Genomic DNA, 21,994 nt, shown 5'->3' with positions numbered 1-21,994 from the left:
AATCAGGGCAACCGCCCGCGTATTGAAAAGGATTGAGGAAAGACGATGGCTGACAAGAACATGAGCATTCTGGTCGTGGATGACTTCCCGACCATGCGCCGAATCGTGCGCAGCCTGCTCAAGGAACTCGGGTTCGAGAACGTCGAAGAGGCGGAAGATGGCCAGGAAGCGCTGACCAAACTACGCGCTGGTGGCTTCGAGTTCGTAGTCTCGGACTGGAACATGCCCAATCTGGACGGCCTCGAAATGCTCAAGGAGATCCGCCAGGATCCGGCGCTGTCTTCACTGCCGGTGCTGATGGTCACGGCAGAGGCCAAGAAAGAGAACATCATCGCCGCGGCCCAGGCCGGCGCCAACGGCTACGTCGTTAAGCCGTTCACGGCTGCCACGCTGGAAGAGAAGCTCAACAAAATTTTCGAAAAACTGGGCAAATGACGCCACAGGAGGGTAGATCATGAGCGGTGCCAACCCTCAGGAGACGGCGGCTCCCGACGATCTTATTCGTCGCATCGGCCATCTCACGCGCATGTTGCGGGACAACATGCGCGAGCTGGGCCTGGACAAGGAGGTCGAGCGCGCGGCCCAGGCGATTCCCGATGCCCGCGATCGCCTGAGCTACGTCGCGTCGATGACCGAGCAGGCCGCCGAACGAGCGCTCAATGCCATCGACCAGGCGCAGCCGATCCAGAACTCGCTGGAGAGCGAAGCGCTGGCGCTCGACAAGCGCTGGGATGCCTGGTTCGCCGAGCCCAAGGAGCTCGACGAGGCCAAGGCGCTGGTCACCGACACCCGTAGCTACCTGCAGGCGGTACCCAAGCAGACCAGCGCTACCAATGCGCAACTGCTCGAGATCATGATGGCCCAGGACTTCCAGGATCTCACCGGCCAGGTGATCAAGAAGATGATGGACGTCATCCGCGAGATCGAACAGCAACTGCTGCAGGTGCTGATCGACAACGCGCCGGACAGCGCCGAACGGCGCGAGCTCTCGGCGTCCGTCGCGGCCAAGCAGTCGAATTCGCTGCTCAACGGCCCTCAGATCAACCCTCAGGCCGCGGATGTGGTTAGCAACCAGGATCAGGTCGACGACCTGTTGGACAGCCTAGGCTTCTGAACCGACGCCGCGGCCCCATTGGGGGGCGCGGCAGCTTCCCTCGGCAGGCCGTTCTATCGATAGCGTTTCGCCGGCCTGCATCTCGCAGCTAATATCTCGCAGCTGACATCTCATCGCTGACCTCCCACGCCGCGGCGTTGGACAAGGGCGCGGTCGTTCAGCGCTGCTCGCACGAGAAATAGCCGCCACTTGGCCGTGCTATTTCTGCCTTTGACTTTCCCCGCCGCCACGCAAAATGTCGTCCACGCGATGATGCGCCTCACCATGGCGGAGTCCGCTTGGCCGAGCAGAACGACAGCGATCAGGAAAAGACCGAACCAGCGACACCTCGACGCCTGCAGAAGGCGCGCGAGGAAGGGCAGGTCGCGCGCTCGCGTGAGCTCGCCACCTTTTTGTTGCTGGTCTGTGGTGTCGGCGGGCTGTGGCTCATGGGACACAACCTGTACGACGACCTGGGCATGGTGATGGAACAGTCGTTCATATTCGATCGCGGCATGATCTTCGACACTTCGCGCACGCTCAGCCATGTCTGGACCCTGGGCCAGAGTACGCTGATCGTGCTGCTGCCGCTGTTCCTGCTGTTCGCGGTGGCGGCGGTACTCGGGCACACGTTGCTCGGGGGCTGGCTGCTGTCGGCCAAGTCGATGGCGCCGCAGCTCAGCAAGCTCAATCCGCTAAAGGGGTTGAAGCGCATGTTCTCGACCCAGGCGCTGGCCGAGCTGGCCAAGGCGATTGCCAAGTCGGCGCTGGTCGGTGGGGTCGGCGTCTACTATCTGTGGTCGCACAAGGGCAACCTGCTCGGGCTGATGGAGCTGCCGATACAGCAGGCGCTGGCCACGGCGATGCGCATGGCGGCGATAGGCTGCGGGCTGATCGTGGCCTCGATGATCGTGGTGATCCTGATCGATGTCCCCTACCAGATCTGGAGTCACCACAAGAAGCTGCGCATGAGTCGTGAAGACATTCGGCAGGAACACAAGGAGAGCGAGGGCGACCCCCACGTCAAGGGGCGCATTCGTTCGCAGCAGCAGGCAATGGCACGGCGGCGCATGATGAGCAAGGTGCCCAGTGCCGACGTGATCGTGACCAACCCGACCCACTATGCCGTGGCGCTGAGCTATGAACAGACCTCGATGGCGGCGCCTCGCGTAGTGGCGAAAGGTGCTGACGAGGTCGCTGCGCGCATTCGCGAACTGGGCGATGAGCACGGTATTCCGCGACTGGAGGCACCACCGCTGGCGCGTGCGCTCTACCGGCACGTCGATCTCGACCACGAGATTCCGGCCGATCTGTACACCGCGGTCGCCGAGGTACTGGCCTGGGCGTTCCGACTCAAACAGGTAGCGAGCGAGGGTGGCGAGACGCCACCGACGCCGCACGATCTTCCCGTCCCGCCGAGTCTAGACGATCGCGGCGACGGAACGGATGCCCCCAAGGAGGGTGAATGAACGCGCTGACCCAGTGGTTCGGCCGGCAGCAGATGGCCGGCAACTCACAGTTGAAGCTGCTGGCCGGCCCGGTGCTGATCATCATGATTCTGAGCATGATGATCCTGCCGCTGCCGCCGTTCGCGCTCGATCTCTTCTTCACCTTCAATATCGCGCTCTCGATCATGGTGCTGCTGGTCAGCATGTTCACCGAGAAGCCGCTCGACTTTGCCGCCTTTCCGGCGGTGCTGCTGTTCTCGACCCTGCTGCGGCTGTCACTCAACGTGGCCTCGACCCGAGTCGTCCTCATGGATGGGCACGAAGGGGGAGACGCTGCGGGCAAGGTGATCGAGGCCTTCGGCGAGTTCCTGATCGGCGGTAATTTCGCTGTGGGGCTGGTGGTGTTCCTGATCCTGGTGGTGATCAACTTCATGGTCATCACCAAGGGGGCTGGGCGTATCGCCGAGGTTGGCGCGCGCTTCACCCTGGATTCCATGCCGGGCAAGCAGATGGCCATCGACGCTGATCTCAACGCCGGTCTGATCGGTGAAGAGGACGCGCGTCGGCGGCGCAGCGAACTCAACCAGGAGTCCGAGTTCTACGGCTCCATGGATGGTGCCAGCAAGTTCGTGCGTGGTGACGCCATGGCGGGGCTCCTGATCATGGTGATCAACCTGATCGGCGGGCTGATGATCGGGATCGGCCAGCATGGGATGCCGTTCGCCGAAGCGGCCAAGACCTATACGCTGCTCACCGTGGGTGACGGCCTGGTGGCGCAGATTCCGGCACTGGTCATCTCCACCGCCGCGGGTGTCACGGTCTCTCGCGTCAACACCGACCAGGACGTCGGCCAGCAGCTGCTCAGCCAGCTGTTCAACAATCCGCGGGTGATGTATCTCGCCGCCGGCGTGATGACGCTGCTCGGGGTCATCCCCGGCATGCCCAACCTGGTGTTCTTGCTGTTCGCGATCGCCCTCGGCAGTCTCGGCTGGTGGCTGTCGCGCCAGAATCAGCAGCAGGCGGCACAGCGGGTGGAGGAGAAGGCGCCCGCCGCGGTGCAGGAAACCCCGGAGGCGAGCTGGGACGATGTGCAGCTGGTCGACACGCTGGGGCTCGAGGTCGGGCACCGGCTGATCCCGCTGGTCGATCAGCGCCAGCAGGGCGAGCTGCTGGGGCGGATCAAGAGTGTACGCAAGAAGTTCGCCCAGGACGTCGGCTTCCTGCCCTCGGTGGTACATATCCGCGACAACCTCGAGCTCAGCCCCAACACTTACGTGATCACCCTCAAGGGGGTCGAGATCGGGCGTGCCGAAGCGTTCCCCGGACGCTGGCTGGCGATCGACCCGGGGCAGGTGTCCGGGGCGATCGACGGCGTCGAGACCGAAGACCCGGCCTTCGGTCTCAAGGCTTACTGGATCGACACCGCCCAGCGCGAGCGGGCACAGATCTACGGCTATACGGTGGTCGACGCCAGCACCGTGGTGGCGACCCATCTCAACCATCTGCTGCACGAGCACGCCGATGACATGCTGGGCCGTGCCGAGGTGCAGCAGCTGCTGGACAAGGTCTCCGAGCAGCAGAAATCGCTGGTCGAGGACGTGGTGCCCAAGCTCGTTCCGCTCACCACGGTACAACGTATCCTGCAGAACCTGCTCGCCGAAGACGTACCGATCCGCGACATGCACACCATCCTCGACGTGCTGGCCGAGTTCGCGCCGCAGCAGACCGATGCCAACGAGCTCACCGCAATCGTTCGCGTGGCGCTGGGTCGTGCCATCACTCAGCAGTGGTTCCCCGGGCACGAGCCGATGCACGTCATCGGTCTCGAGCCGCGTCTCGAACAGGTGCTGACCCAGGCGCTCAACAATGGTGGGGCGCTCGAACCGGGCTTGGCCGACACTCTGATGAAGCAGTCTGCCGCCGCGGTCGAGCGCCAGCAGAGCCGTGACGAGCCCGCGGTGCTGGTGGTTCAGCACGGCCTACGGGCGCTACTGGCGCGTTTCCTGCGGCGCCAGATCAAGTCTTTGGTGGTGCTCTCCCAGGCCGAGATACCCGATGATCGCTCGCTGCGAGTCACCGCTACCATCGGTGGCAACGGCTGATGCCTCGCGCGGCGCTGATGTCTCTGGCGCTTACGCTGTGCGCTACGCTGGGAACGAGTGAAGCGGTTGCCGCGGCAGCGGGCTCCTGGGTCGGCGCGCTGCCACGACAGGTGGTGGTGGCCAGTCAACGCGCGCTGAGCAGTGATCAGGTCATGCCTCCGGCGCATCTCGGCCAGGCCAGTGTGACCCGCGTGTCCTGGCGTTTCGACGTCGAGGGTCCGGTGCAGGGGCTGGAGGCCAAGTTGTGCCAGGCAGAGCTCTGTGTGGCGCTGGACACGACCCATGGCAGCACCCGGCGCTTCGCCGGCCGTGATGCCGCGCAGCCGCTGCGGTTCGAGTTTCGTCTGCGTCCGCGCAGTGGGACGCGCGCGGTGATCAGCCACGGCCAGATCATGGTGGATTTCGTGGGGCACCCTTAACGGGCGGTAAAAAGGCAAAATAGCGTCTCCGAGCCCGGGAATTTGACGGCTAGCGCTGGCCCCGGCGACGCATAATGGATCGACTGGCACCGCTTTTGCGTCGGGCCGGACGGGTTAATCACGAGGCGATGCGATGTATACCGTACAGGGCAAAATCGATCAGCGGGCAATGATCGAACAGTACATGCCGATGGTGAGGCGACACGCTCTCTCGCTGCAGGTCCGGCTGCCCGCGAGTGTCGAACTCGATGACCTGATCCAGGCCGGCATGGTGGGGCTGCTCGATGCCATGGGGCGCTATGACAACGCCCATGGCGCCAGCTTCTCCACCTACGCCAATCAGCGTATTCGCGGGGCGATGATCGACGAACTGCGCAGCCGTGACTGGATGCCGCGCAGCGTGCGGCGTAATGCGCGGGCCCTCGATCAGGCGGTCGGACGTCTGGAGCAGCGGCTCGGGCGCACGCCCGAAGAGCGCGAGATCGCTCAGGAGATGGGCATCTCCCAGAGCGAGTACCACCAGCTGCTGACAGACGCCAACAACGGCTTCCTGCTCGCCTACGATGAGAGCGACAGCGAGAACGGGGTGGGCGCGGTCAGCGAAGGCGGGCCGCCTTCGCCCTTCGAGGCGCTGCTCGATGGCGACAACCGCGAGCGCCTGATGGCGGCGATCGATGCACTGCCGGAGCGCGAAAAGCTGCTGCTGGGGCTCTACTATCAGGAGGAGCTCAATCTCAAGGAGATTGGCGCGGTGCTGGGTGTGAGTGAATCCCGCGTGTGTCAGTTGCATAGCCAGGCGGTCGCGCGCCTGCGTAGCCGCCTGGTCAACTAGGCTCTATACGAAAACGACCTGCGCTCGCTGACTTTTCGTCCAAACCCTGGCCGTTTCCCGGCGGTGGCCGCGCTGGCGGCCGACCATACGCATCCCGCGACCCGGGCGAAGTCTCTCTTCGCCCGGGTCGCTGCTTTTCTGGTGCGGTGTCTTTTCAGTCGGGCTCACAGGGTGGAGTCGAACTCAGGGGGCCTCGCCGCTGTGCTGGCCGGTGCTGCTCGGGTGCGCTAGTTCGCTGGCAATGCGCTCACCGACCGCCTGCCAGGCCTCGCCCAGGGTGCGCACCAGCGCCGGATAGCCATCGGCGGTGAGCGGCCGGGTGACGTTGAAGGGCGCCTGGCGCACCACGCGGTTGCCCTCGCGTAACTGCCACTCGCCCGATACCACCGCCTGACCGTCGTAGCGCCCCTGGAAGCGATCCACCTCGACGCTGAGACGTGCGTCACTGCTGCTGCCCGTCCCCAGTACCAGGGTCTGCGGCAGCGCTTGAGTCAGGGTCTGGCGCAGGTTACGGGTCAACTGACTGCCCAGGCTATCGGCCCACAGGTTTTGATTGGCGCTATTGAGCTCGATATCGCTCAACTGCATCACGATGCCTTCCTGATCCAGATAGCTCGAGATCGCCACCGGCTGCACCACCAGCGTCGGCGTGCTGACGCCGGTCACCGGTGTCACGTCGCCGGCCGCCGGCAGGACATAGCGGCTGGGAGTGCTGGGCGTGCCGGCACAGCCGGCCAGGGTGAACAGACCGGCGACCAGCAGCAGGCCGAGGGCGCTGCGGCCTGGATGCAGTTTTCGTATCTGCGCCCAGCGCGGCATCTTGCGCGTCGATGTGGTGGACGGTGTCTCAGGAGACGATCTCATGGTGCGGCCCTCGGCGTGGGATCGGCCTGAACCTCACGATCGAAGATCAGGGCATTGGGTTTCTCGCTCAGCGTGCGCGCCACCGGCTGTAGGTCGCGCATCAGCTGCTCCAGCTGCTTGAGCGTGTCATTGAGCTGGCGGTAGCCGGACGATCCGGAGGAGAAGCCGTTCAAGGTGTTCTGCAGCTCCTCGAGAGTATCGTTGACGCTGCCCGGCAGCTGTTGGGTGGCCGGGTCGGAGACGATCGCATTGACCGACTCGGCGATCTGCTGCACCTGCTCGAGGGTCTTCTGCGAGGTCTGCATGGTCTTGTCCAGACTCGACAGGATCGGCTCGACTTTAAGATTGTTGAGCTTGTCGAGCAGGTTAGAGACCTTCTGTTCGATCTGCGCGAAGCCGCCGGAGACCGTCGGGAAGACCGGCTTGCCGTCGAACGTCATCGGCTTGTAGGCGGGCGCATCGTCGCTGAAGTTGAGGTCGACGAAGAGCGCGCCGGTGAGCAGATTGCCGGCTTTGAGCGTGGCGCGCAGACCGAGATCCTTGAACATCTTCTCGAATCGCTCGCGCACCTCTTGATCATCGATCTTTTTGTTGATGTCCTCACCGCTCTCCAGCCGCTGCGGTTCGATCCGGATTAGCACCGGGATCGCGAACTGGCTGAGGCTATCCGGCTGCGGTGCGGTGAAGTGCCAGGGTACCGAGACCACGGTACCGACACGTACGCCGCGATACTCCACCGGGGCGCCGCGGCTCAGGCCGCGCACGGTGTCATCGACCAGCAGCACGTAGTCGACGTACTGATCGTAAGTGCCTTCGCGGGCACTCTCTTCGCTGTTGTAGAGGGTATAAGTGGCGTTCTGCTTGGCCGGATTGCCCTGGGTCACGTCCTCGGGCACACCGAAGGTGACTCCGCCGCTGATCAGGGTTTCGAACGAGTCCAGATTGACGCTGACGCCTTCGGAGTTGAGCTGAACGTCGATGCCCGAAGCGCTCCAGAAGCGGGTGGTGTCCGTCACCAGCGAATCGTAGGGTGCCTGAATGAACAGACGGTGGCGCATCTCGCGTTTCTCGGGGTCGAAGTCGGTGCTCTCCACCCGACCCACGGTGTAGCCCTGATAGGTGACCGGGTCGCCGGCGCTGAGCGAGTTACCCACCTGGCTGACCAGATTGATGCGCAGCCCCGGTGCATCGGGCGGAGCTACCGGCGGCTGATCGAGCACGTCGAAGTGATCCTGGTATTTGTCGCTCTTGCCCGGTGCCAGTTGGATGTAGGCACCCGAGAGCACCGTACCCAGCCCGCTGATCCCCTCGCGGCCGATACGCGGCTTGACCACCCAGAAGCGGGTATCGCTGTTGAGCATGCGCCCGGCGTCGCTGGACATGCGTGCGGTCACCACGGTGTGGGACAGATCGTCGGAGAGGCGCACGCTCTCGACGTGTCCGACCTCGACGTTGCGCGTCTTGATCAGCGTCTTGCCGGCCTCGATGCCTTCGGCATTCTCCATGTCCAGGGTCACCAGCGGGCCACGGCTGGAGAAGTTGTCCCAGACCATCCAGGCACCGATCAGCGCCGCCAGCAGTGGCACGATCCAGATCGGCGACAGGCGCGACTGGGACAAGCGCTTGGCGCGCTGCAGCGAATCAGACATCGTCGGCTTCCTTGACCGGAGAGTAGGGGGACTGGCGCTTGAGCGCCGCTGGCATGTGGGGCTGAACGTCGCGCGTATCCCAGATCAGGCGTGCATCGAAGGTGATCGCCGCCAGCATGGTGATGATCACCACCGAGGCGAAGGCGAGCGCCGCCGGACCTGGGGTGATGGCCAGCAGCGAGCCTGCATGCACCAGCGAGACCAGGATGGCCACCACGAACACGTCGATCATCGACCAGCGGCCGATGAACTCGGTGATGCGATAGAGCTTGAGCCGCTTGTGCCGGTAGCTGAGCTGGCCACGTTTGCGGACCACGATGCACAGCCACGCCATGGCCAGAATCTTGCCGATGGGTACCACCACGCTGGCGGTGAAGATGATCAGCGCGATCGGCCAGTCGCCATGGGAGAGAAATATCAGCACCCCGCCAATGATGGTGGACGGGGTCTCGCTGCCCAGCGAGGTGGTGGTCATGATCGGATAGAGGTTGGCCGGGATATAGAGGATCACCGCTGCCATCAGCAGGGCCCAGGTGCGCTGCAGGCTGTGTGCGTTGCGAAAGCGCAGCCGCTCGCCACAACGCGTGCAGCGTCCGCGGCCGAAGTGGCTCAATCGATTGACCAGGCCGCAGGTGGGGCAACCGGTCACACCCTGCGCCGCCGCTGGCTCACCGAGCCGGCAGTTCTCCGGTGCAGGCGGCTCGCCGGCAAGCGAGAACCACATCCAGTCGATATCCAGCGAGCGCGAGGTCCACAGCAGCAGCAGGGCGAAGGCGCAGAACGACCAGAACGACAGCCCCAGATCGACCGATGCCATGCCCGCGATCTTGATCAGGCTGACCAGGGCGCCGATCACGAAGACATCCGCCATCATCCAGGGCGACAGCTGCACTAGAGCGCGGGCGATGCGCCTGCTGCGCGGCAGTGGTCGGCGGCGCAGCAGGCCGATCTGCAACCAGATCACGCTGAGCAGGTAGAACACCGGCAGCACCACGACGGTGAGAAGTACCAGAATACCCACGAAGGGTTCGTGGAAGTCGACCAGGCTGATCGCGGTATCGGTCAACTGAATGGCGTTGCTGACACCGCGTGCCTCGAAGCGAATGAAGGGAAAGCTCAGCGCCGCGATCAGCGCGATCAGCGCGGTGATCGCCAACGCCAGACTGCGCTGGGCCGGCCGCGCGTGGCGGTGACTCAGGGTATGGCCACAGCGCGGACAGTTGGCGCGCTGATGGGGACGCAGTGGTGGTAGTGCCACCAGCAGGTCGCACTCGTGGCAGGCACGCAGCCGCCGGCGTCGCATGGCGGGGCGCCACGGCGCGGTGTCCTTGGCGACGGGGTGGTCGATACGCAGAGAGGCCAATCAAGCTTCCTTCGAGTCGCGGTCGTGCCGGATCGTCATGTTACCGGAATACATACATTCATGCATGTTTGCTGGGTTGTCGGAGCGCTGGTGAAAGCAGCGCAGATGCGCTCCCGCTGGGCATGAGCCGTGCTGGGTTCCTGTGTCTTTCGAGACGGCCGCATTTCGATACCGTTGAGCTCCGATACTATAGTAGGTCAAGGCGTTAGTGCCCTAGAAGAACAAACGTTTACACGGCGATCGTTTTACACGGCGTCGATGAGAGAAGTGCGCACCCCCGGGTGCGCTCGAATGGATCGCTAAGGAGAAGGATAGCCATGCTGGCTCTAGGGGCAATCATCATTGGACTGGCGCTGCTCGTATGGAGTGCCGATCGTTTCGTCGAGGGTGCCGCCTCCACCGCGGCCCATCTGGGGCTGCCACCGCTGCTGATCGGCATGCTGGTGATCGGCTTCGGCACCTCGGCGCCGGAGCTGATGGTCTCGGCACTGGCGGCGAGCCAGGGCAATCCGGGTTTGGCCCTGGGCAATGCCTATGGTTCCAATATCGCCAATATCGGCCTGATCGTCGGGCTGGTGGCGCTGATCAGTCCGCTGATGGTGAACTCGCAGGTCATCCGCCAGGAGTTGCCGCTGCTCGGCGTGGCGACCCTGGTCTCGCTCTGGTGTCTGCACGATGGTGATATCTCGCGCGGCGACGGCGTGCTGATGCTGGGGTTGCTGGCACTCTACCTGATCTACAGCGTGCTGCGCGCGCGGCGTCAGGATGACGATACCTTGGCAGTCGACGTCGAGAGTCACGCCGCAGAGCACGCCATGAGCTTAAAGCGCGGCCTGTTCTGGACCCTTGCCGGGCTTGTGCTGCTGATCGCCAGCTCGCGGCTGCTGGTATGGGGGGCGGTGAGCATCGCCCAGGCGCTGGGGGTCAGCGATCTGGTCATCGGCCTCACCGTGGTGGCGATCGGCACCTCGCTGCCGGAGCTCGCCTCGTCGCTGGTGGCGGTGCGCAAGGGTGAGCACGATCTGGTGCTCGGTAACGTGGTGGGCTCCAACTTCTTCAACACGCTGGCGGTGGTGGGGCTGGCAGGGATCATCCACCCGATCGACGTCGACACCGTGGTGGTGACCCGGGACTGGCCGGTGATGGCGGGGCTGACCCTGGCGCTGCTGGTCTTTGGCATCGGTCTGCGTGGCCGCCAGGGTAGGATCAATCGCCTCGAAGGCGGGGCGCTGCTGGCCAGCTTCATCGCCTACACCGTCTGGCTGGTCTCCACCGTACTGGTGTGAGGCCGAGGGTTCTCCAGCCAGGGCCGACAAAGGCAAGCGCCAGGACTTGGCATTTTGTCGCACCCCAAGGGCTATGCGGGACGCGCTGACCCTGGGGTGGTCGGCGCCAGGCCGCGTGGTTGGCGGCTTTTAGCAGAATTGCCTAATGTTTGCTCAGGACCTGCGGCAGGGCTGCGACATTGCGACATCGTGTGAGCGGCTGTCAGCGCTCGTATCATCGTTGCCAAGACCTGCAAGGGTCGATCTCCGCCGACCTCGACGGCCGGTCACTATAGAGGGAGCGCGCCCGGCGGCGCGGATGGCCCCATCCGTCAAGCCGCTTCGCGACGCTCTCACGCATCCGAGGAGCCAGCCATGGCACTAGATCCCATCCTACTCTCACGATTGCAGTTCGCTTTCGTGGTCTCCTTCCACGCCATCTTTCCGGTGTTCACCATCGGCCTGGCCTCCTATGTCGCCGTGCTGCAGGGGCTCTATGTCGCTACCGGCAACGCGGTGTGGGATCGCCTGGGCTACTTCTGGACCAAGATCTTCGCCGTGGTGTTCGGTATCGGCGTGGTCTCGGGCATCGTGATGGCGTTTCAGTTCGGTACCAACTGGAGCAACTTCGTACGCTTCGCGGCCAACATCATCGGGCCGCTGCTCAGCTACGAGGTGATCACGGCGTTCTTCCTCGAGGCGGGCTTTCTCGGCGTGCTGCTGTTCGGCCGCCACCGGGTGTCGCCTTCGGTGCACTTCTTCGCCGCGCTGATGGTGGCGGTGGGCACCTTCATCTCGGCCTTCTGGATTCTGGTCTCCAACAGCTGGATGCAGACTCCGCAGGGCTTCGAGATTCGTGAGGGCGTGGCCCACGTGACCTCGTGGATGGAGGCGATGTTCACGCCATCCTTCCCTTATCGCTTCGCGCACATGGCGCTGGCGGCCTTCCTTACCGGCGGTTTCGTGGTGTGCGGTGTCAGCGCCTGGTTCCTGATCCGCGGGCGTGACGTCGAGGCTCACCGCCGGGCGCTGTCGATGACACTGTGGCTGCTGCTGATCCTGGCGCCGCTGCAGGCCTTCGTCGGCGACGAGCACGGTCTCAACACGCTCGAGCACCAGCCGATGAAGGTGGCGGCGATGGAGGGCAACTGGGATACCCAGTCCAACGTGCCGCTGCTGCTGTTCGCGCTGCCGGATCGCGAGCTGCAGGCCAACCGCATGGAGATCGGCATCCCCAACGGCGCCAGCCTGATCCTGCGACACGATCCCAACGGCGTGGTGCCGGGGCTCAAGGAGATTCCCGAGTCGCAGCAGCCGCCGGTGTGGATGGTGTTCTACAGCTTCCGGGTGATGGTGGCGATGGGGCTTCTGATGATCGCCTTCGCGCTGGCCGGGCTGTTCCTGCGTAAGGGCGGGCGCCTCTACACCTCGCGGTTCTATTTGCGCGGGCTGCAGTTCATGAGCCTGGCGCCGTTCCTGGCTGTGCTCTCGGGCTGGTTCGTCACCGAGATCGGACGTTCGCCGTGGCTGGTCTACAACGTGCTCTCCTACAAGGATGCGGTGACGCCGTCGCTCTCCGGCTGGATGGTGCTGGTGACGCTGATCGGCTACATCACGGTCTACGCGGTGATCTTCGTCTCCGGGGTCTACTACCTGTTCAAGGTGATTCGCCAGGGGCTCGACGAGCTCGATCCGGACGAGGAGATTCACGACGCGGATCGCCCGGCGCGGCCGCTCTCCGCCACCCACGTGCCGTTCGACGGCCACACTTCGGCCTCCAGGAGCTAAGCGCATGCAAATGTTCGATCTCTCTCTGATCTGGGCGGTCATCATCGCGGTCGGCGTGATCATGTACGTGCTCATGGATGGCTTCGACCTGGGCCTGGGTATTCTCTTCCCGTTCGCGCCGGACGAGGATGCCCGCGATGTGATGATGAACTCGGTGGCGCCGGTATGGGACGGCAACGAGACCTGGTTGATACTCGGCGGTGCCGGGCTGATCGGCGCCTTTCCGCTGGTCTACACCATATTGTTGCCGGCGCTCTACCTGGGCGTGTTCCTGATGCTGGCGGGGCTGATCTTCCGCGGCGTGGCGTTCGAGTTCCGCTTCAAGTCGCACCGCTCCAAGCGCTATTGGAGTCTCTCCTTCGCTGGTGGCTCGTTCCTCGCGGCTTTTGCCCAGGGCTGCGTCGTCGGCGCCTATATCCAGGGCTTCGAGACCGCCAATGGGGTCTATGTCGGTGGTGCTCTCGACTGGCTGACGCCGTTCACCATCCTTACCGGCTTCGGCCTGGTGGTCGGCTATGCGCTGCTGGGGGCGACCTGGCTGGTGCTCAAGTCCGAAGGCCACGTGCGTGACTGGGCGCGGGCGCTGGTGCCCAAGCTGCTGCTGGGTGTGCTCGCGGTGTTCGCCATCGTCAGCCTGTGGACCCCGTGGATCGACCGCGGTGTGTTCGAGCGCTGGTTCGACCACCTGCAGGTGATCTGGCTGCTGCCCGGTGGGGCGCTGCTATGCGCGCTGGGGATCTTCCTGTGCAACCGCCACGGCCGTGAAGGCGGTGCCTTCCTGCTCACCCTGGGGCTATTCGTGTGCACCTATCTGGGGCTGATCGTCAGCCGCTGGCCCTATGTGGTGCCGCCGCAGATCACCCTGTGGGATGCCGCCTCGGCGCCGGAGTCGCAGTTCTTCCTGCTGATAGGGGTGCTCTTCGTGCTGCCGATCGTGCTGGTCTATACCGCCTGGTCCTACTGGGTATTCCGCGGCAAGGTGCGCGTCGGCGAGGGCTACCATTGAGCCGAGCGTCGCGTTCAGGTGCCAGCTCACGTCCGCGCAATCCGTCGCGGGCGTGGCTGGAGGCCCAGGCCACGGCCATTCGGCCGTGGCACCGGCGTGCGCTGGGCTGTGGTTTGCTTGCCGCCGTGGTCACGCTGGTTCAGTTGGGCGGGCTCGCCTGGATCGTCGCCCAGGCTGTGATCGCGGGGCGGGGCATCGCCGAGCTGTGGCCGGCACTGCTGGTGGTGGGGCTGGCGTTGACGCTGCGCGCCGCCGCCCAGTGGGGGCAGGAAGTGAGCGGCCAGGCCTGCGGGTTGGCAGTGAAGCGCACCGTGCGTGCGCAGCTGTTGGCCAAGCTCCACGCGCTCGGCCCGGTGCGCCTGGCCTCCCGGCACAGTGCCGGTCTGGCCAGCCAGCTGGTCGACCAGGTCGAGTCGCTGGAGGGCTACTACGCGCGTTTTCGTCCTCAGGTGATGCTGGCGCTGGCGGTGCCGCTGCTCTATCTGGCGGTGGTGGCGTGGCTCAACTGGCTGGCCGCGGTCTGGCTGCTGATCGCCGCACCGCTGATTCCGCTGTTCATGGCGCTGATCGGCATGGGCGCGCAACGTTTGAACGAGGCGCAGTTTCGCGCCGTGACGCGGCTTTCCGGCCACTTTCTCGACCGCGTGCGCGGGATCACCACGCTGCAGCTGTTCGGCCTTGGCGAGCGCGCCACCGCCGAAGTGAGCGACGTCGCCCATGACTACCGGCGGCGCAGCATGCGCACCCTGCGCGTGGCGTTTCTCTCCTCGGCGGTGCTCGAGTTCTTCGCCGCCGTCTCCGTCGCCGTGGTGGCGATCTATATCGGTCTCGGCCTGCTGGGCTATATCGACTACGGCCCGGCCGGCGAGCTGGATCTGTTCAGCGGCCTGTTCATCCTGTTGCTGGCGCCGGAGTTCTTTCAGCCGCTGCGCACGCTGTCGCAGCACTACCACGATCGTGCCTCGGCGCTGGGGGCGGCGGAAGGGCTGATGGCGCTGCTCGACGAGCCGGTGCCAGAGTCGGACTCGGCAGCGGCGCCAACGCCGAGTGCGCCAGTGACGGCGGCGGTGGAGCTGGAGGCTGTCGAACTCAGTCATGTCGGCCGCCAGCGGGTGCTGGGGCCGCTTTCGCTACGTGTGGAAACCGGCGAGGTGGTGGCCCTGGTCGGCCCCTCCGGCAGCGGCAAGTCTAGCCTGCTGCAGCTGATTGCCGGCTTCGTCGCCGCCGACTGCGGCCGGGTCGCAGTGGCACCCGGGCCGGCGATCGCTTGGCTCGACCAGCGTCCGCTGATCATCCAGGGCACACTCGCCGAGAATCTGCGTCTGGTAGCGCCGACGGCAAGCGACACCGCGCTGCATGAAGCGTTGGAAGAGGCCGGGCTGGGTGACTGGCTGCGCGCCGCCGCGCACGGCCTCGAGACGCCACTGGGCGAGCGGGGTGTGGGGCTTTCCGGGGGCGAGGGGCAGCGGCTGGCGCTGGCGCGGATCTTCCTGTCGCCGGCACGCCTGGTGCTGCTCGACGAGCCTACCGCCGCCCTCGATCCAGAGACCGAGCGCGTGGTCGTGGTCGCGCTCCAGCGGCTCGCCGCCAGCGGTCGCACCTTGGTGGTGGCGACCCATCATCCGGCGCTCATGGCGATGGCCGATCGCGTGCTCGCCCTCGATGGCGGCCGCTTGATCACCGCACCCGGCACCCTGTGGCAGGAGGCCTCGAATTCATGAGTCCGTTGGCAACTGGAGTGACGCATCTCTATCGCAGCCTGCGCCCCTGGCTCGGCGTGCTCGGTGCACGGCGTGGTCGGCTGTGGCTTGGCGCTGCGTTGATGCTGGCCACACTGGTGAGCGCGCTGGGTTTGCTGTCGCTGTCTGGGTGGTTCATCACCGCCACCGCGGTGGCGGCGCTCTCCGTACCGGTGTTCTTCGATGTCTTCGCGCCGGGCAGTGGGGTGCGCGCCTTCGCCGTGGCGCGCACCGCGAGTCGCTATCTCGAGCGGCTCTACAACCACGACACCGTTCTACGCCTGCTGGCGGATCTGCGTGGTGGGGTGTTCGCGCGGCTGGTGCGGTTGGATGCGCGCACGCTCTCCCGTGCCCGCGCCGCGCAGTGGCTCAATCGTCTCACCGCGGATATCGACACCCTCGACAACCTCTATCTGCGCCTGCTGGCACCGCCGCTGGTGGCGCTGGCGGCGATTCTCGGTTTCGCCCTGTTCGCCATGCTGTTCCTGCCCGCGGCGGGTTGGCTGCTGCTGGGGCTGTTGGTGCCCTTGTGGCTGGCGCTGACGGTGGGCTGCGCGGTGTGGGGCTGGCGTGCCAGTCATCGTCGGGTGGATCGCCAGGAAGCGCTGCGAGTGCGCGCGGTGGAGCAGGTGGAAGGGCTGGCCGAACTCACCGCCTATGGTGCGCTGGAAACGCATCTGGGCCACTGGCGGGCCGAAGAGCAGGGCCTGCTCGACGATCAGCGCCAACTGGGCAAGCGCACGGCTGCAGCCAATGCGCTGACCACGCTGGTGATTCAGCTTGCCGCCGTGGGTGTACTCGCACTCGGCCTGGCGGCGTTGTCGAGCGCTGCGCTGAGTGGCGCCCAGATGGTGATGCTGACCCTGGGCACGCTGGCGGTGGCGGAGGGCCTCGGTGGTTTACCGATGGCGTTCACCCAGCTCGGCGCGACCCAGCGCGCGGCGGAGCGCCTCAATGCCCAGACCGCGCTGGCGCCCGAGCAGGCGGGCATGACGCTGCAGGGCGGTGGTGCCGCGCCGAGTCTGATCTATCGCGATGTCGGGTTGTGCCAGGGCGGGCGCTGGGTTCTGCGCGGGGTCGATCTCGTCCTGGCACCGGGGCAGCAGATCGCGGTGATCGGTGCCTCCGGCAGCGGCAAGTCGACGCTGGCGCAGCTGGCGGTGCGCGCCTTCGACCCGGATATCGGCGACTTGCGCTTCGATGACCATGAGATCGCCGAACTGGCGCCGGAGTCGCTGCGCGCGCGTATCGGCTACCTCACCCAGCGCAGCGAGCTGTTCCACGACACGCTGGCGGCCAATCTGCGCATGGGCGACCCTGCCGCTAGCGACGCCCAGCTATGGGCGGTGCTCGAGCAGGTAGACCTGCGCGAGTGGGCCGAGGCGCTGCCCCAGGGACTAGAGACCTGGGTCGGCGAGCAGGGGCGTCAGCTCTCCGGTGGCCAGGCCCGCCGTGTGGCGCTGGCGCGGGTGATGCTGCGCAACTCGCCGCTGGTGATTCTCGACGAGCCACTGAGCGGGTTGGATGCGTCGACCGCACAGCTGGTGAAGGCGGCGCTGTCGCACTGGCTGGCCGGGCGCACCGCGCTGCTGCTGGCGCATGAACCGGCCGCGCTCCCGGCGTGCGATAGCTGCTGGCGACTGGTACCCGGCGCTCAGGGGGCCGCGTTGCAGCCGATGTCTTGAATGCCACGCAGTCTCGGTGACCCGATGAAAACGTCGATATTTCATATGGAATATCGACGTTTTTCGCATATCCCTTCTGTCAGCCCTGGCGTAGGCTTTTGCCAAGGCGCTGTCTTCATGCGCCATTCTCTCCTTTCGACATAGCGCCAGGAGGCGTGTGCAATGTCCGGTTTTCAGTGGGACGATCCGCTGCTCTTCGACCAGCAGCTCGACGATGAAGAGCGTCAGATCCAGCAGGTGGCGCGGGACTACTGCCAGACACGGTTGCAGCCCAGGGTGCTGGAGGCGTTCGAGTCGGAGCGCTTCGAGCGCGAGATTCTCTCGGAGATGGGCGAGCTGGGCCTGCTCGGCGCGACCGTAAGTGAAGCCTACGGTGGCGCCGGGGCCAGCCACGTGGCCTATGGGCTGATCGCTCGCGAAGTGGAACGGGTCGATTCCGGCTACCGCTCGGCCATGAGCGTGCAGTCGTCGCTGGTGATGTATCCGATCGAGGCCTACGGCAGTGAGGCGCAGAAGCAGCGCTGGCTGCCGGGGCTGGCGCGCGGTGAGCTGGTCGGCTGCTTCGGGCTGACCGAGCCCAACGCCGGTTCCGACCCGGGCAGCCTGCAGACCCGGGCGCGCAAGGTCGACGGCGGCTACCGGCTCAGCGGCCAGAAGATGTGGATCACGAATAGCCCGATCGCCGATGTGGCGGTGGTTTGGGCCAAATCCGATGCCCATGAGGGGCGCATCAAAGGCTTTCTGGTCGAGCGCGGCGCACCGGGTTTCTCAACGCCTACCATCCAGGCCAAGGCGTCGTTGCGGGCGTCGGTCACCGGCGAGATCGTGCTCGACGATGTCTTCGTCGACGAGGAGGCGCTGCTGCCCGGTGCCGCTGGTCTGAGCGGGCCGTTCGGCTGTCTCAACAAGGCGCGCTTCGGTATCGCCTGGGGCACGCTGGGCGCCGCCGAGTTCTGCTGGCACGCGGCGCGTCAGTACACCCTGGACCGCCAGCAGTTCGGCCGGCCGCTGGCGGCCAACCAGCTGATCCAGCTCAAACTGGCCGACATGCAGACCGAAATCGCGCTGGGCCTGCAGGCGTGTCTGCGTGTCGCGCAGCTGCTCGATGCCGGCAAGGCGACGCCGGAGATGATCTCGCTGATCAAGCGCAACCACAGCGGCAAGGCGCTGAACATCGCGCGCACCGCCCGCGACATGCACGGCGGCAACGGTATCTCGCTGGAGTTCGGGGTGATCCGCCACATGCTCAACCTGGAGACGGTCAACACCTACGAAGGTACTCACGATATCCATGCGCTGATCCTGGGGCGTGCCCAGACCGGCATTCAGGCGTTCGGGTGAGACCATGAGTGACGCCCAACCGCCGCTCGCCGGCCTGCGCGTGCTCGACCTGTCGCGGGTGCTGGCAGGCCCCTGGTGTACCCAGCAACTGGCCGACCTGGGCGCCGAGGTGATCAAGATCGAGCGTCCCGGGCGGGGTGACGATACCCGCGGCTGGGGGCCGCCCTGGCTGCCGGGGACCCGGGAGTCCGCCTACTTCCTGAGTGCCAACCGCGGCAAGCGCTCGGTGGCGATCGATCTCGCCGACCCCGAGGGCCAGGCGTTGGTGCGCCAGCTGGCGGCTCACGCCGACGTGCTGATCGAGAACTTCAAGGTGGGCGGGCTGGCGGCCTACGGGCTCGATCACGCCAGCCTCCAGGCGGACAACCCCGGCCTGGTCTACTGCTCGATCACCGGTTTCGGTCAGGATGGCCCCTATGCCGCGCGAGCGGGTTACGACTTCCTGATCCAGGGCATGGGCGGGCTGATGAGCCTCACCGGGCAGCCCGATGCGGCCGGCGGCGAGCCGACCAAGGTGGGTGTGGCCCTCACCGATATCTTTACCGGGCTGTATGCCGCCAACGCCATCCTGGCGGCACTGCGCCGGCGTGAACACGATGGCAAGGGTGCCTATATCGACATGGCGCTGCTCGACGTCCAGGTTGGGGTGCTGGCCAATCAGGCGCTCAACTATCTCACCAGCGCTGATGTGCCCCAGCGCCTGGGCAACGCTCATCCCAATATCGTGCCCTATCAGGCGTTCGCCGCCGCCGATGGCCATCTGATCATCACCGTGGGCAACGACGCCCAGTTCCGGCGCCTGTGCGAGGTGCTTTCGTTGGCGGCGCTGGCGGACGACCCGCGCTTTGCCACCAACGCCGCCCGGGTGGCGCACCGCGAGCTGCTGGTGGTGCAATTGGCGGCGCGCCTGGTCGAGCGACGTCGCGACGATTGGCTGCTGGCGCTGGAGCGAGCAGGCGTGCCGAGCGGGCCGATCAACACCCTGGATCAGGTGTTCGACGATCCGCAGGTACGCCATCGCGGGATGCAGATCGAACGCCGTGGCGACGATGGCCGCGTCGCGCGTCTGGTTGGCAACCCCATCAAGCTGGATGGCGAGCGCCTGGGTGCCTCGGGTATGCCGCCGCGGCTGGGCGAGCATACCCTCGCCGTGCTCGAAGGGTGGCTGGGCCCTGGCGCCGCGGACTGGGAAGCGCTGCGCGAGCGTGGCGTGATCGGCTGATGTCGTCTATTCCCAGCTACGCTTGATTCGGTCCCAGACTCGCTTGATTCGGGCCCAGCCTCGTTTGGTTCGGTCCCGGCCACGTGCCGTCTACGCCCAGCCACGCTCCGTCAGCCGCCGCTGGATGATCGCCACTGGCGTCAGCAGATGATCACGCAGTGCGCCCGCGGCACCCTCGGCGTCGCGTGCCAGAACGCGCTCGATCAGTGCCGCGTGTTCGACTCGCTTGGCGGCCAGCGCCTCGGCCGAGAAGACCGTCTGATGCAGCCACAGGTGGCGATAGCGCTGGGCCTGATCGAACAGCGCCTCGCGTGCCTGCAGTAGCGGTGGGCAGCCGCAGCCGTCGACGATTGCCGCATGCAGCGCCTGATGGCGGGCATCCCAAAGATCGAGCATGTCATCACCCGAGTGCAGCTCGCTGACCCGAGACAGGCGATGCGCTGCGGCCAGGATCGCCGCCTCCCAGGCGTCATCGCCGCGTTCGATGGCCAGCCGGGTAAGCAGGCCCTCGAGTTCGGCACGCGCATCGTAGAGCGCTTCGAGCTCGCTCAGCGACATCGGCGCGACGCGGTAGCCGCGCTGGTTGACACTGGTCACCAGGCGCTCGCCCACCAGGCGGGTCAGCGCTTCGCGCAGTGGCCCCACACCGATGGCGTAGCGCGCCTTGAGTTCGTTCATCAGCAGCTTCTCCGTCGGGGCGTAGTGGCCCCGGACGAGATCGCGCTTGAGGGCGGCGTAGGCGGCTTCGGCACTCTGAGGCGCGGCGCTGGTAGCGCCCTGGGGTGTGTCGGATGGCATGGCGAGTCGGCCGAGACGATGAGTGAAGATGAGATATCGATATTGAACGAAAATATCGACGTCTTGAGAAGCACGACCAGAGGCGCATTGCATCGCACGGGCCGGCAGGCTAAACCAGACGGAGCGATCCTAAGGATGCTTTGCCCATGCCGTTGACCTCAGCCTCACAAGTCGCTCATCACATCGATAGTCTGATGGGGTTCTATCACCCGCGGTGCATCGATACCCAGGCAGGCTTCTTCCACGCCTTCACCGATAGTGGCGAACGGCTTCAGCCCCAGCGTCGCCATCTGCTCTCCAGCGCCGGCTTCGTGATCAACTATGCGCGCTACGCGGTGTATCGCGGCGAGCCGGAGTATCTGCACTGGGCGCGCCACGGTCTGCGTTTTCTCGAAGAGCATCACTACCAGACGCGAACCCAGGGCTACGCCTGGCTGCTCGACGGCGCCACGCCGGAAGACGAGACCCAGCGCTGTCTGGGGCTGGCGCGGGTGCTCGAGGCCTACGCGGTAGCCCTGGACGCCGGCATCGGCGAGGCGGCAGCGGGGCTTGCGCGGGTGCGGGCACTGATCGACAAACATCTCTACGAAACCGGCAGCGCACGCTACGCCGACTCGGCGGATGCGCGCTGGCGGCTCGCGACCTATCGCAGTCAACTTGCCAACCTGGAGATGTGTGAGGCACTGCTGGCCTGCCAGGCAGTGAGCAGCCATGACGAGCCTCTGGCGCGGGCGTTGAGCGTGACCCGCAGCGTCTGGCAGCAGTTGGCACCGCTCGCCGGCGGCTGGCTATGGGAGCACTTCGATCGCGACTGGCGGGTGGATTTCGAGCTGCACCGTGACCGCCCCGATGATCGCTACCGCCCCTGGGGCTTCCAGGTCGGCCATCTCGCCCAGTGGGCCAAGCTGATGACGCGACTCGCGGCGTGGGCGCCGAGTGCGCGCGGCTGGCTGCTGGACACCGCCGGATCGCTATTTGTCGGCGCGATGGAGGCGGGTTGGGATACCTTGCATGGCGGGCTGGTCAGCGGCGTGGACATGCGCCGCGAGGTGGTCAATCGGGACAAGCAGCACTGGGTGCAGGCGGAGAGCCTGGCGGCCGCGGCGCTGCTCGCCGATGCCACCGGGCAGCCGCGCTACTGGCGCTGGTACGATCGCATCGCCGACTACTGCGGCCAGCATATGATCGACGGCGCTCGTGGCGGCTGGTATGCCACGCTGACCGCGGACAATCGCCCCTACTCGCGTGAGAAGAGCCCACTGGGCAAGACCGACCGCCGTCCGCTGGCGACCTGTTATCTGCTGCTGCCGATCCTGCGTCGTCGCGAAGGGCTGGAGAGACCGGGGCATGTCATCGGCGGTGGGTTCGCCGATGCCTAAA

General features: G+C 65.7%; 18 protein-coding genes. 14 read left to right on the top strand and 4 right to left on the bottom strand.

Annotated features, from left to right (window positions below; translation table 11 throughout):
- The first annotated feature begins 45 nt into the window (after positions 1–45).
- From cheY to J0A90_RS02365, 6 genes are all read left to right on the top strand, one after another.
- A complete protein-coding gene (cheY, locus tag J0A90_RS02390; protein ID WP_035471732.1) occupies positions 46–435 on the top strand; it encodes a chemotaxis response regulator CheY in 390 nt (129 codons plus the stop codon).
- A gap of 19 nt (positions 436–454) precedes the next feature.
- On the top strand, positions 455–1,114 hold the full coding sequence (gene cheZ, locus J0A90_RS02385) for a protein phosphatase CheZ (RefSeq protein ID WP_207035877.1): 660 nt from the start codon (positions 455–457) through the stop codon (positions 1,112–1,114).
- A 278-nt stretch (positions 1,115–1,392) separates the two neighbouring features.
- Positions 1,393–2,562: a flagellar biosynthesis protein FlhB gene (gene flhB / locus J0A90_RS02380; protein ID WP_207035875.1), complete on the top strand. Its 1,170-nt coding sequence runs from the start codon at positions 1,393–1,395 to the stop codon at positions 2,560–2,562.
- Entirely contained in the window at positions 2,559–4,643 is a 2,085-nt protein-coding gene (flhA, locus tag J0A90_RS02375) for a flagellar biosynthesis protein FlhA (protein WP_207035873.1), read from the top strand. Before flhB ends, flhA begins: the two co-directional genes overlap by 4 nt.
- Before the next feature lie 17 nt (positions 4,644–4,660).
- Positions 4,661–5,062 carry a flagellar protein FlhE gene (locus J0A90_RS02370; protein ID WP_207035872.1) on the top strand — a complete coding sequence of 134 codons (402 nt, stop codon included), beginning with the start codon at positions 4,661–4,663 and terminating at the stop codon, positions 5,060–5,062.
- Between the two features lie 133 nt (positions 5,063–5,195).
- Complete coding sequence (locus tag J0A90_RS02365; protein WP_207035869.1) at positions 5,196–5,894, top strand: RNA polymerase sigma factor FliA; 699 nt, start codon at positions 5,196–5,198, stop codon at positions 5,892–5,894.
- 183 nt (positions 5,895–6,077) lie between these two features.
- On the opposite strand, the gene J0A90_RS02360 is transcribed toward J0A90_RS02365, so the two are convergent.
- From J0A90_RS02360 to J0A90_RS02350, 3 genes are read right to left on the bottom strand one after another with little or no spacing between them, the layout of a single operon-like run.
- Positions 6,078–6,758 carry a membrane integrity-associated transporter subunit PqiC gene (locus tag J0A90_RS02360; RefSeq protein WP_207035867.1) on the bottom strand — a complete coding sequence of 227 codons (681 nt, stop codon included), beginning with the start codon at positions 6,756–6,758 and terminating at the stop codon, positions 6,078–6,080.
- Entirely contained in the window at positions 6,755–8,407 is a 1,653-nt protein-coding gene (pqiB, locus tag J0A90_RS02355; protein WP_207035865.1) for an intermembrane transport protein PqiB, read from the bottom strand. Before pqiB ends, J0A90_RS02360 begins: the two co-directional genes overlap by 4 nt.
- Complete coding sequence (locus J0A90_RS02350; RefSeq protein ID WP_207036135.1) at positions 8,400–9,710, bottom strand: paraquat-inducible protein A; 1,311 nt, start codon at positions 9,708–9,710, stop codon at positions 8,400–8,402. Before J0A90_RS02350 ends, pqiB begins: the two co-directional genes overlap by 8 nt.
- Positions 9,711–10,087: 377 nt before the next feature.
- Here J0A90_RS02350 and J0A90_RS02345 point away from each other — a divergent pair, with 377 nt between their 5' ends.
- The 7 genes from J0A90_RS02345 (at position 10,088) to J0A90_RS02315 (ending at position 19,816) form a co-directional block, all read left to right on the top strand.
- Positions 10,088–11,056: a calcium/sodium antiporter gene (locus J0A90_RS02345; protein WP_207035863.1), complete on the top strand. Its 969-nt coding sequence runs from the start codon at positions 10,088–10,090 to the stop codon at positions 11,054–11,056.
- Between the two features lie 354 nt (positions 11,057–11,410).
- Positions 11,411–12,823: a cytochrome ubiquinol oxidase subunit I gene (locus tag J0A90_RS02340; protein WP_035471750.1), complete on the top strand. Its 1,413-nt coding sequence runs from the start codon at positions 11,411–11,413 to the stop codon at positions 12,821–12,823.
- Between the two features lie 4 nt (positions 12,824–12,827).
- Positions 12,828–13,829 (top strand): cytochrome d ubiquinol oxidase subunit II, encoded by a 1,002-nt coding sequence (gene cydB, locus J0A90_RS02335; protein WP_207035861.1) that lies wholly within the window; start codon positions 12,828–12,830, stop codon positions 13,827–13,829.
- On the top strand, positions 13,826–15,550 hold the full coding sequence (cydD, locus tag J0A90_RS02330) for a thiol reductant ABC exporter subunit CydD (RefSeq protein ID WP_207035859.1): 1,725 nt from the start codon (positions 13,826–13,828) through the stop codon (positions 15,548–15,550). Before cydB ends, cydD begins: the two co-directional genes overlap by 4 nt.
- Entirely contained in the window at positions 15,547–17,253 is a 1,707-nt protein-coding gene (gene cydC / locus J0A90_RS02325; RefSeq protein ID WP_207035857.1) for a thiol reductant ABC exporter subunit CydC, read from the top strand. Before cydD ends, cydC begins: the two co-directional genes overlap by 4 nt.
- Before the next feature lie 162 nt (positions 17,254–17,415).
- Positions 17,416–18,594 (top strand): acyl-CoA dehydrogenase, encoded by a 1,179-nt coding sequence (locus J0A90_RS02320; RefSeq protein ID WP_207035855.1) that lies wholly within the window; start codon positions 17,416–17,418, stop codon positions 18,592–18,594.
- A 4-nt stretch (positions 18,595–18,598) separates the two neighbouring features.
- Positions 18,599–19,816, top strand: a complete 1,218-nt coding sequence (locus J0A90_RS02315; protein ID WP_207035854.1) for a CaiB/BaiF CoA-transferase family protein — start codon at positions 18,599–18,601, stop codon at positions 19,814–19,816.
- A gap of 90 nt (positions 19,817–19,906) precedes the next feature.
- Here J0A90_RS02315 and csiR read toward each other — a convergent pair whose 3' ends face one another.
- On the bottom strand, positions 19,907–20,614 hold the full coding sequence (gene csiR, locus J0A90_RS02310) for a DNA-binding transcriptional regulator CsiR (protein ID WP_207035851.1): 708 nt from the start codon (positions 20,612–20,614) through the stop codon (positions 19,907–19,909).
- A 146-nt stretch (positions 20,615–20,760) separates the two neighbouring features.
- Between csiR and J0A90_RS02305 the strand changes: the two genes are divergently transcribed.
- On the top strand, positions 20,761–21,993 hold the full coding sequence (locus tag J0A90_RS02305) for an AGE family epimerase/isomerase (protein ID WP_207035849.1): 1,233 nt from the start codon (positions 20,761–20,763) through the stop codon (positions 21,991–21,993).
- Position 21,994 lies beyond the last annotated feature (1 nt).

Origin of the sequence: Salinicola sp. DM10 (assembly GCF_017306975.2) — a bacterium.
In the GTDB taxonomy this organism is placed as follows: domain Bacteria; phylum Pseudomonadota; class Gammaproteobacteria; order Pseudomonadales; family Halomonadaceae; genus Salinicola.
Note: the sequence above shows the minus strand (reverse complement) of the source record. Positions and strands in the feature narration are given on the sequence as shown.

Excerpts from the sequence above, each read along its gene's own strand:
- csiR (WP_207035851.1), bottom strand. The coding sequence starts at position 20,614 with ATGCCATCCGACACACCCCAGGGCGCTACCAGCGCCGCGCCTCAGAGT.
- J0A90_RS02345 (WP_207035863.1), top strand. The coding sequence starts at position 10,088 with ATGCTGGCTCTAGGGGCAATCATCATTGGACTGGCGCTGCTCGTATGG.
- cheZ (WP_207035877.1), top strand. The coding sequence starts at position 455 with ATGAGCGGTGCCAACCCTCAGGAGACGGCGGCTCCCGACGATCTTATT.
- J0A90_RS02340 (WP_035471750.1), top strand. The coding sequence starts at position 11,411 with ATGGCACTAGATCCCATCCTACTCTCACGATTGCAGTTCGCTTTCGTG.
- pqiB (WP_207035865.1), bottom strand. The coding sequence starts at position 8,407 with ATGTCTGATTCGCTGCAGCGCGCCAAGCGCTTGTCCCAGTCGCGCCTG.
- J0A90_RS02365 (WP_207035869.1), top strand. The coding sequence starts at position 5,196 with ATGTATACCGTACAGGGCAAAATCGATCAGCGGGCAATGATCGAACAG.
- J0A90_RS02370 (WP_207035872.1), top strand. The coding sequence starts at position 4,661 with ATGTCTCTGGCGCTTACGCTGTGCGCTACGCTGGGAACGAGTGAAGCG.
- J0A90_RS02360 (WP_207035867.1), bottom strand. The coding sequence starts at position 6,758 with ATGAGATCGTCTCCTGAGACACCGTCCACCACATCGACGCGCAAGATG.
- J0A90_RS02315 (WP_207035854.1), top strand. The coding sequence starts at position 18,599 with ATGAGTGACGCCCAACCGCCGCTCGCCGGCCTGCGCGTGCTCGACCTG.
- J0A90_RS02350 (WP_207036135.1), bottom strand. The coding sequence starts at position 9,710 with ATGCGACGCCGGCGGCTGCGTGCCTGCCACGAGTGCGACCTGCTGGTG.
- flhA (WP_207035873.1), top strand. The coding sequence starts at position 2,559 with ATGAACGCGCTGACCCAGTGGTTCGGCCGGCAGCAGATGGCCGGCAAC.
- J0A90_RS02320 (WP_207035855.1), top strand. The coding sequence starts at position 17,416 with ATGTCCGGTTTTCAGTGGGACGATCCGCTGCTCTTCGACCAGCAGCTC.
- cydC (WP_207035857.1), top strand. The coding sequence starts at position 15,547 with ATGAGTCCGTTGGCAACTGGAGTGACGCATCTCTATCGCAGCCTGCGC.
- J0A90_RS02305 (WP_207035849.1), top strand. The coding sequence starts at position 20,761 with ATGCCGTTGACCTCAGCCTCACAAGTCGCTCATCACATCGATAGTCTG.
- cydB (WP_207035861.1), top strand. The coding sequence starts at position 12,828 with ATGCAAATGTTCGATCTCTCTCTGATCTGGGCGGTCATCATCGCGGTC.
- cheY (WP_035471732.1), top strand. The coding sequence starts at position 46 with ATGGCTGACAAGAACATGAGCATTCTGGTCGTGGATGACTTCCCGACC.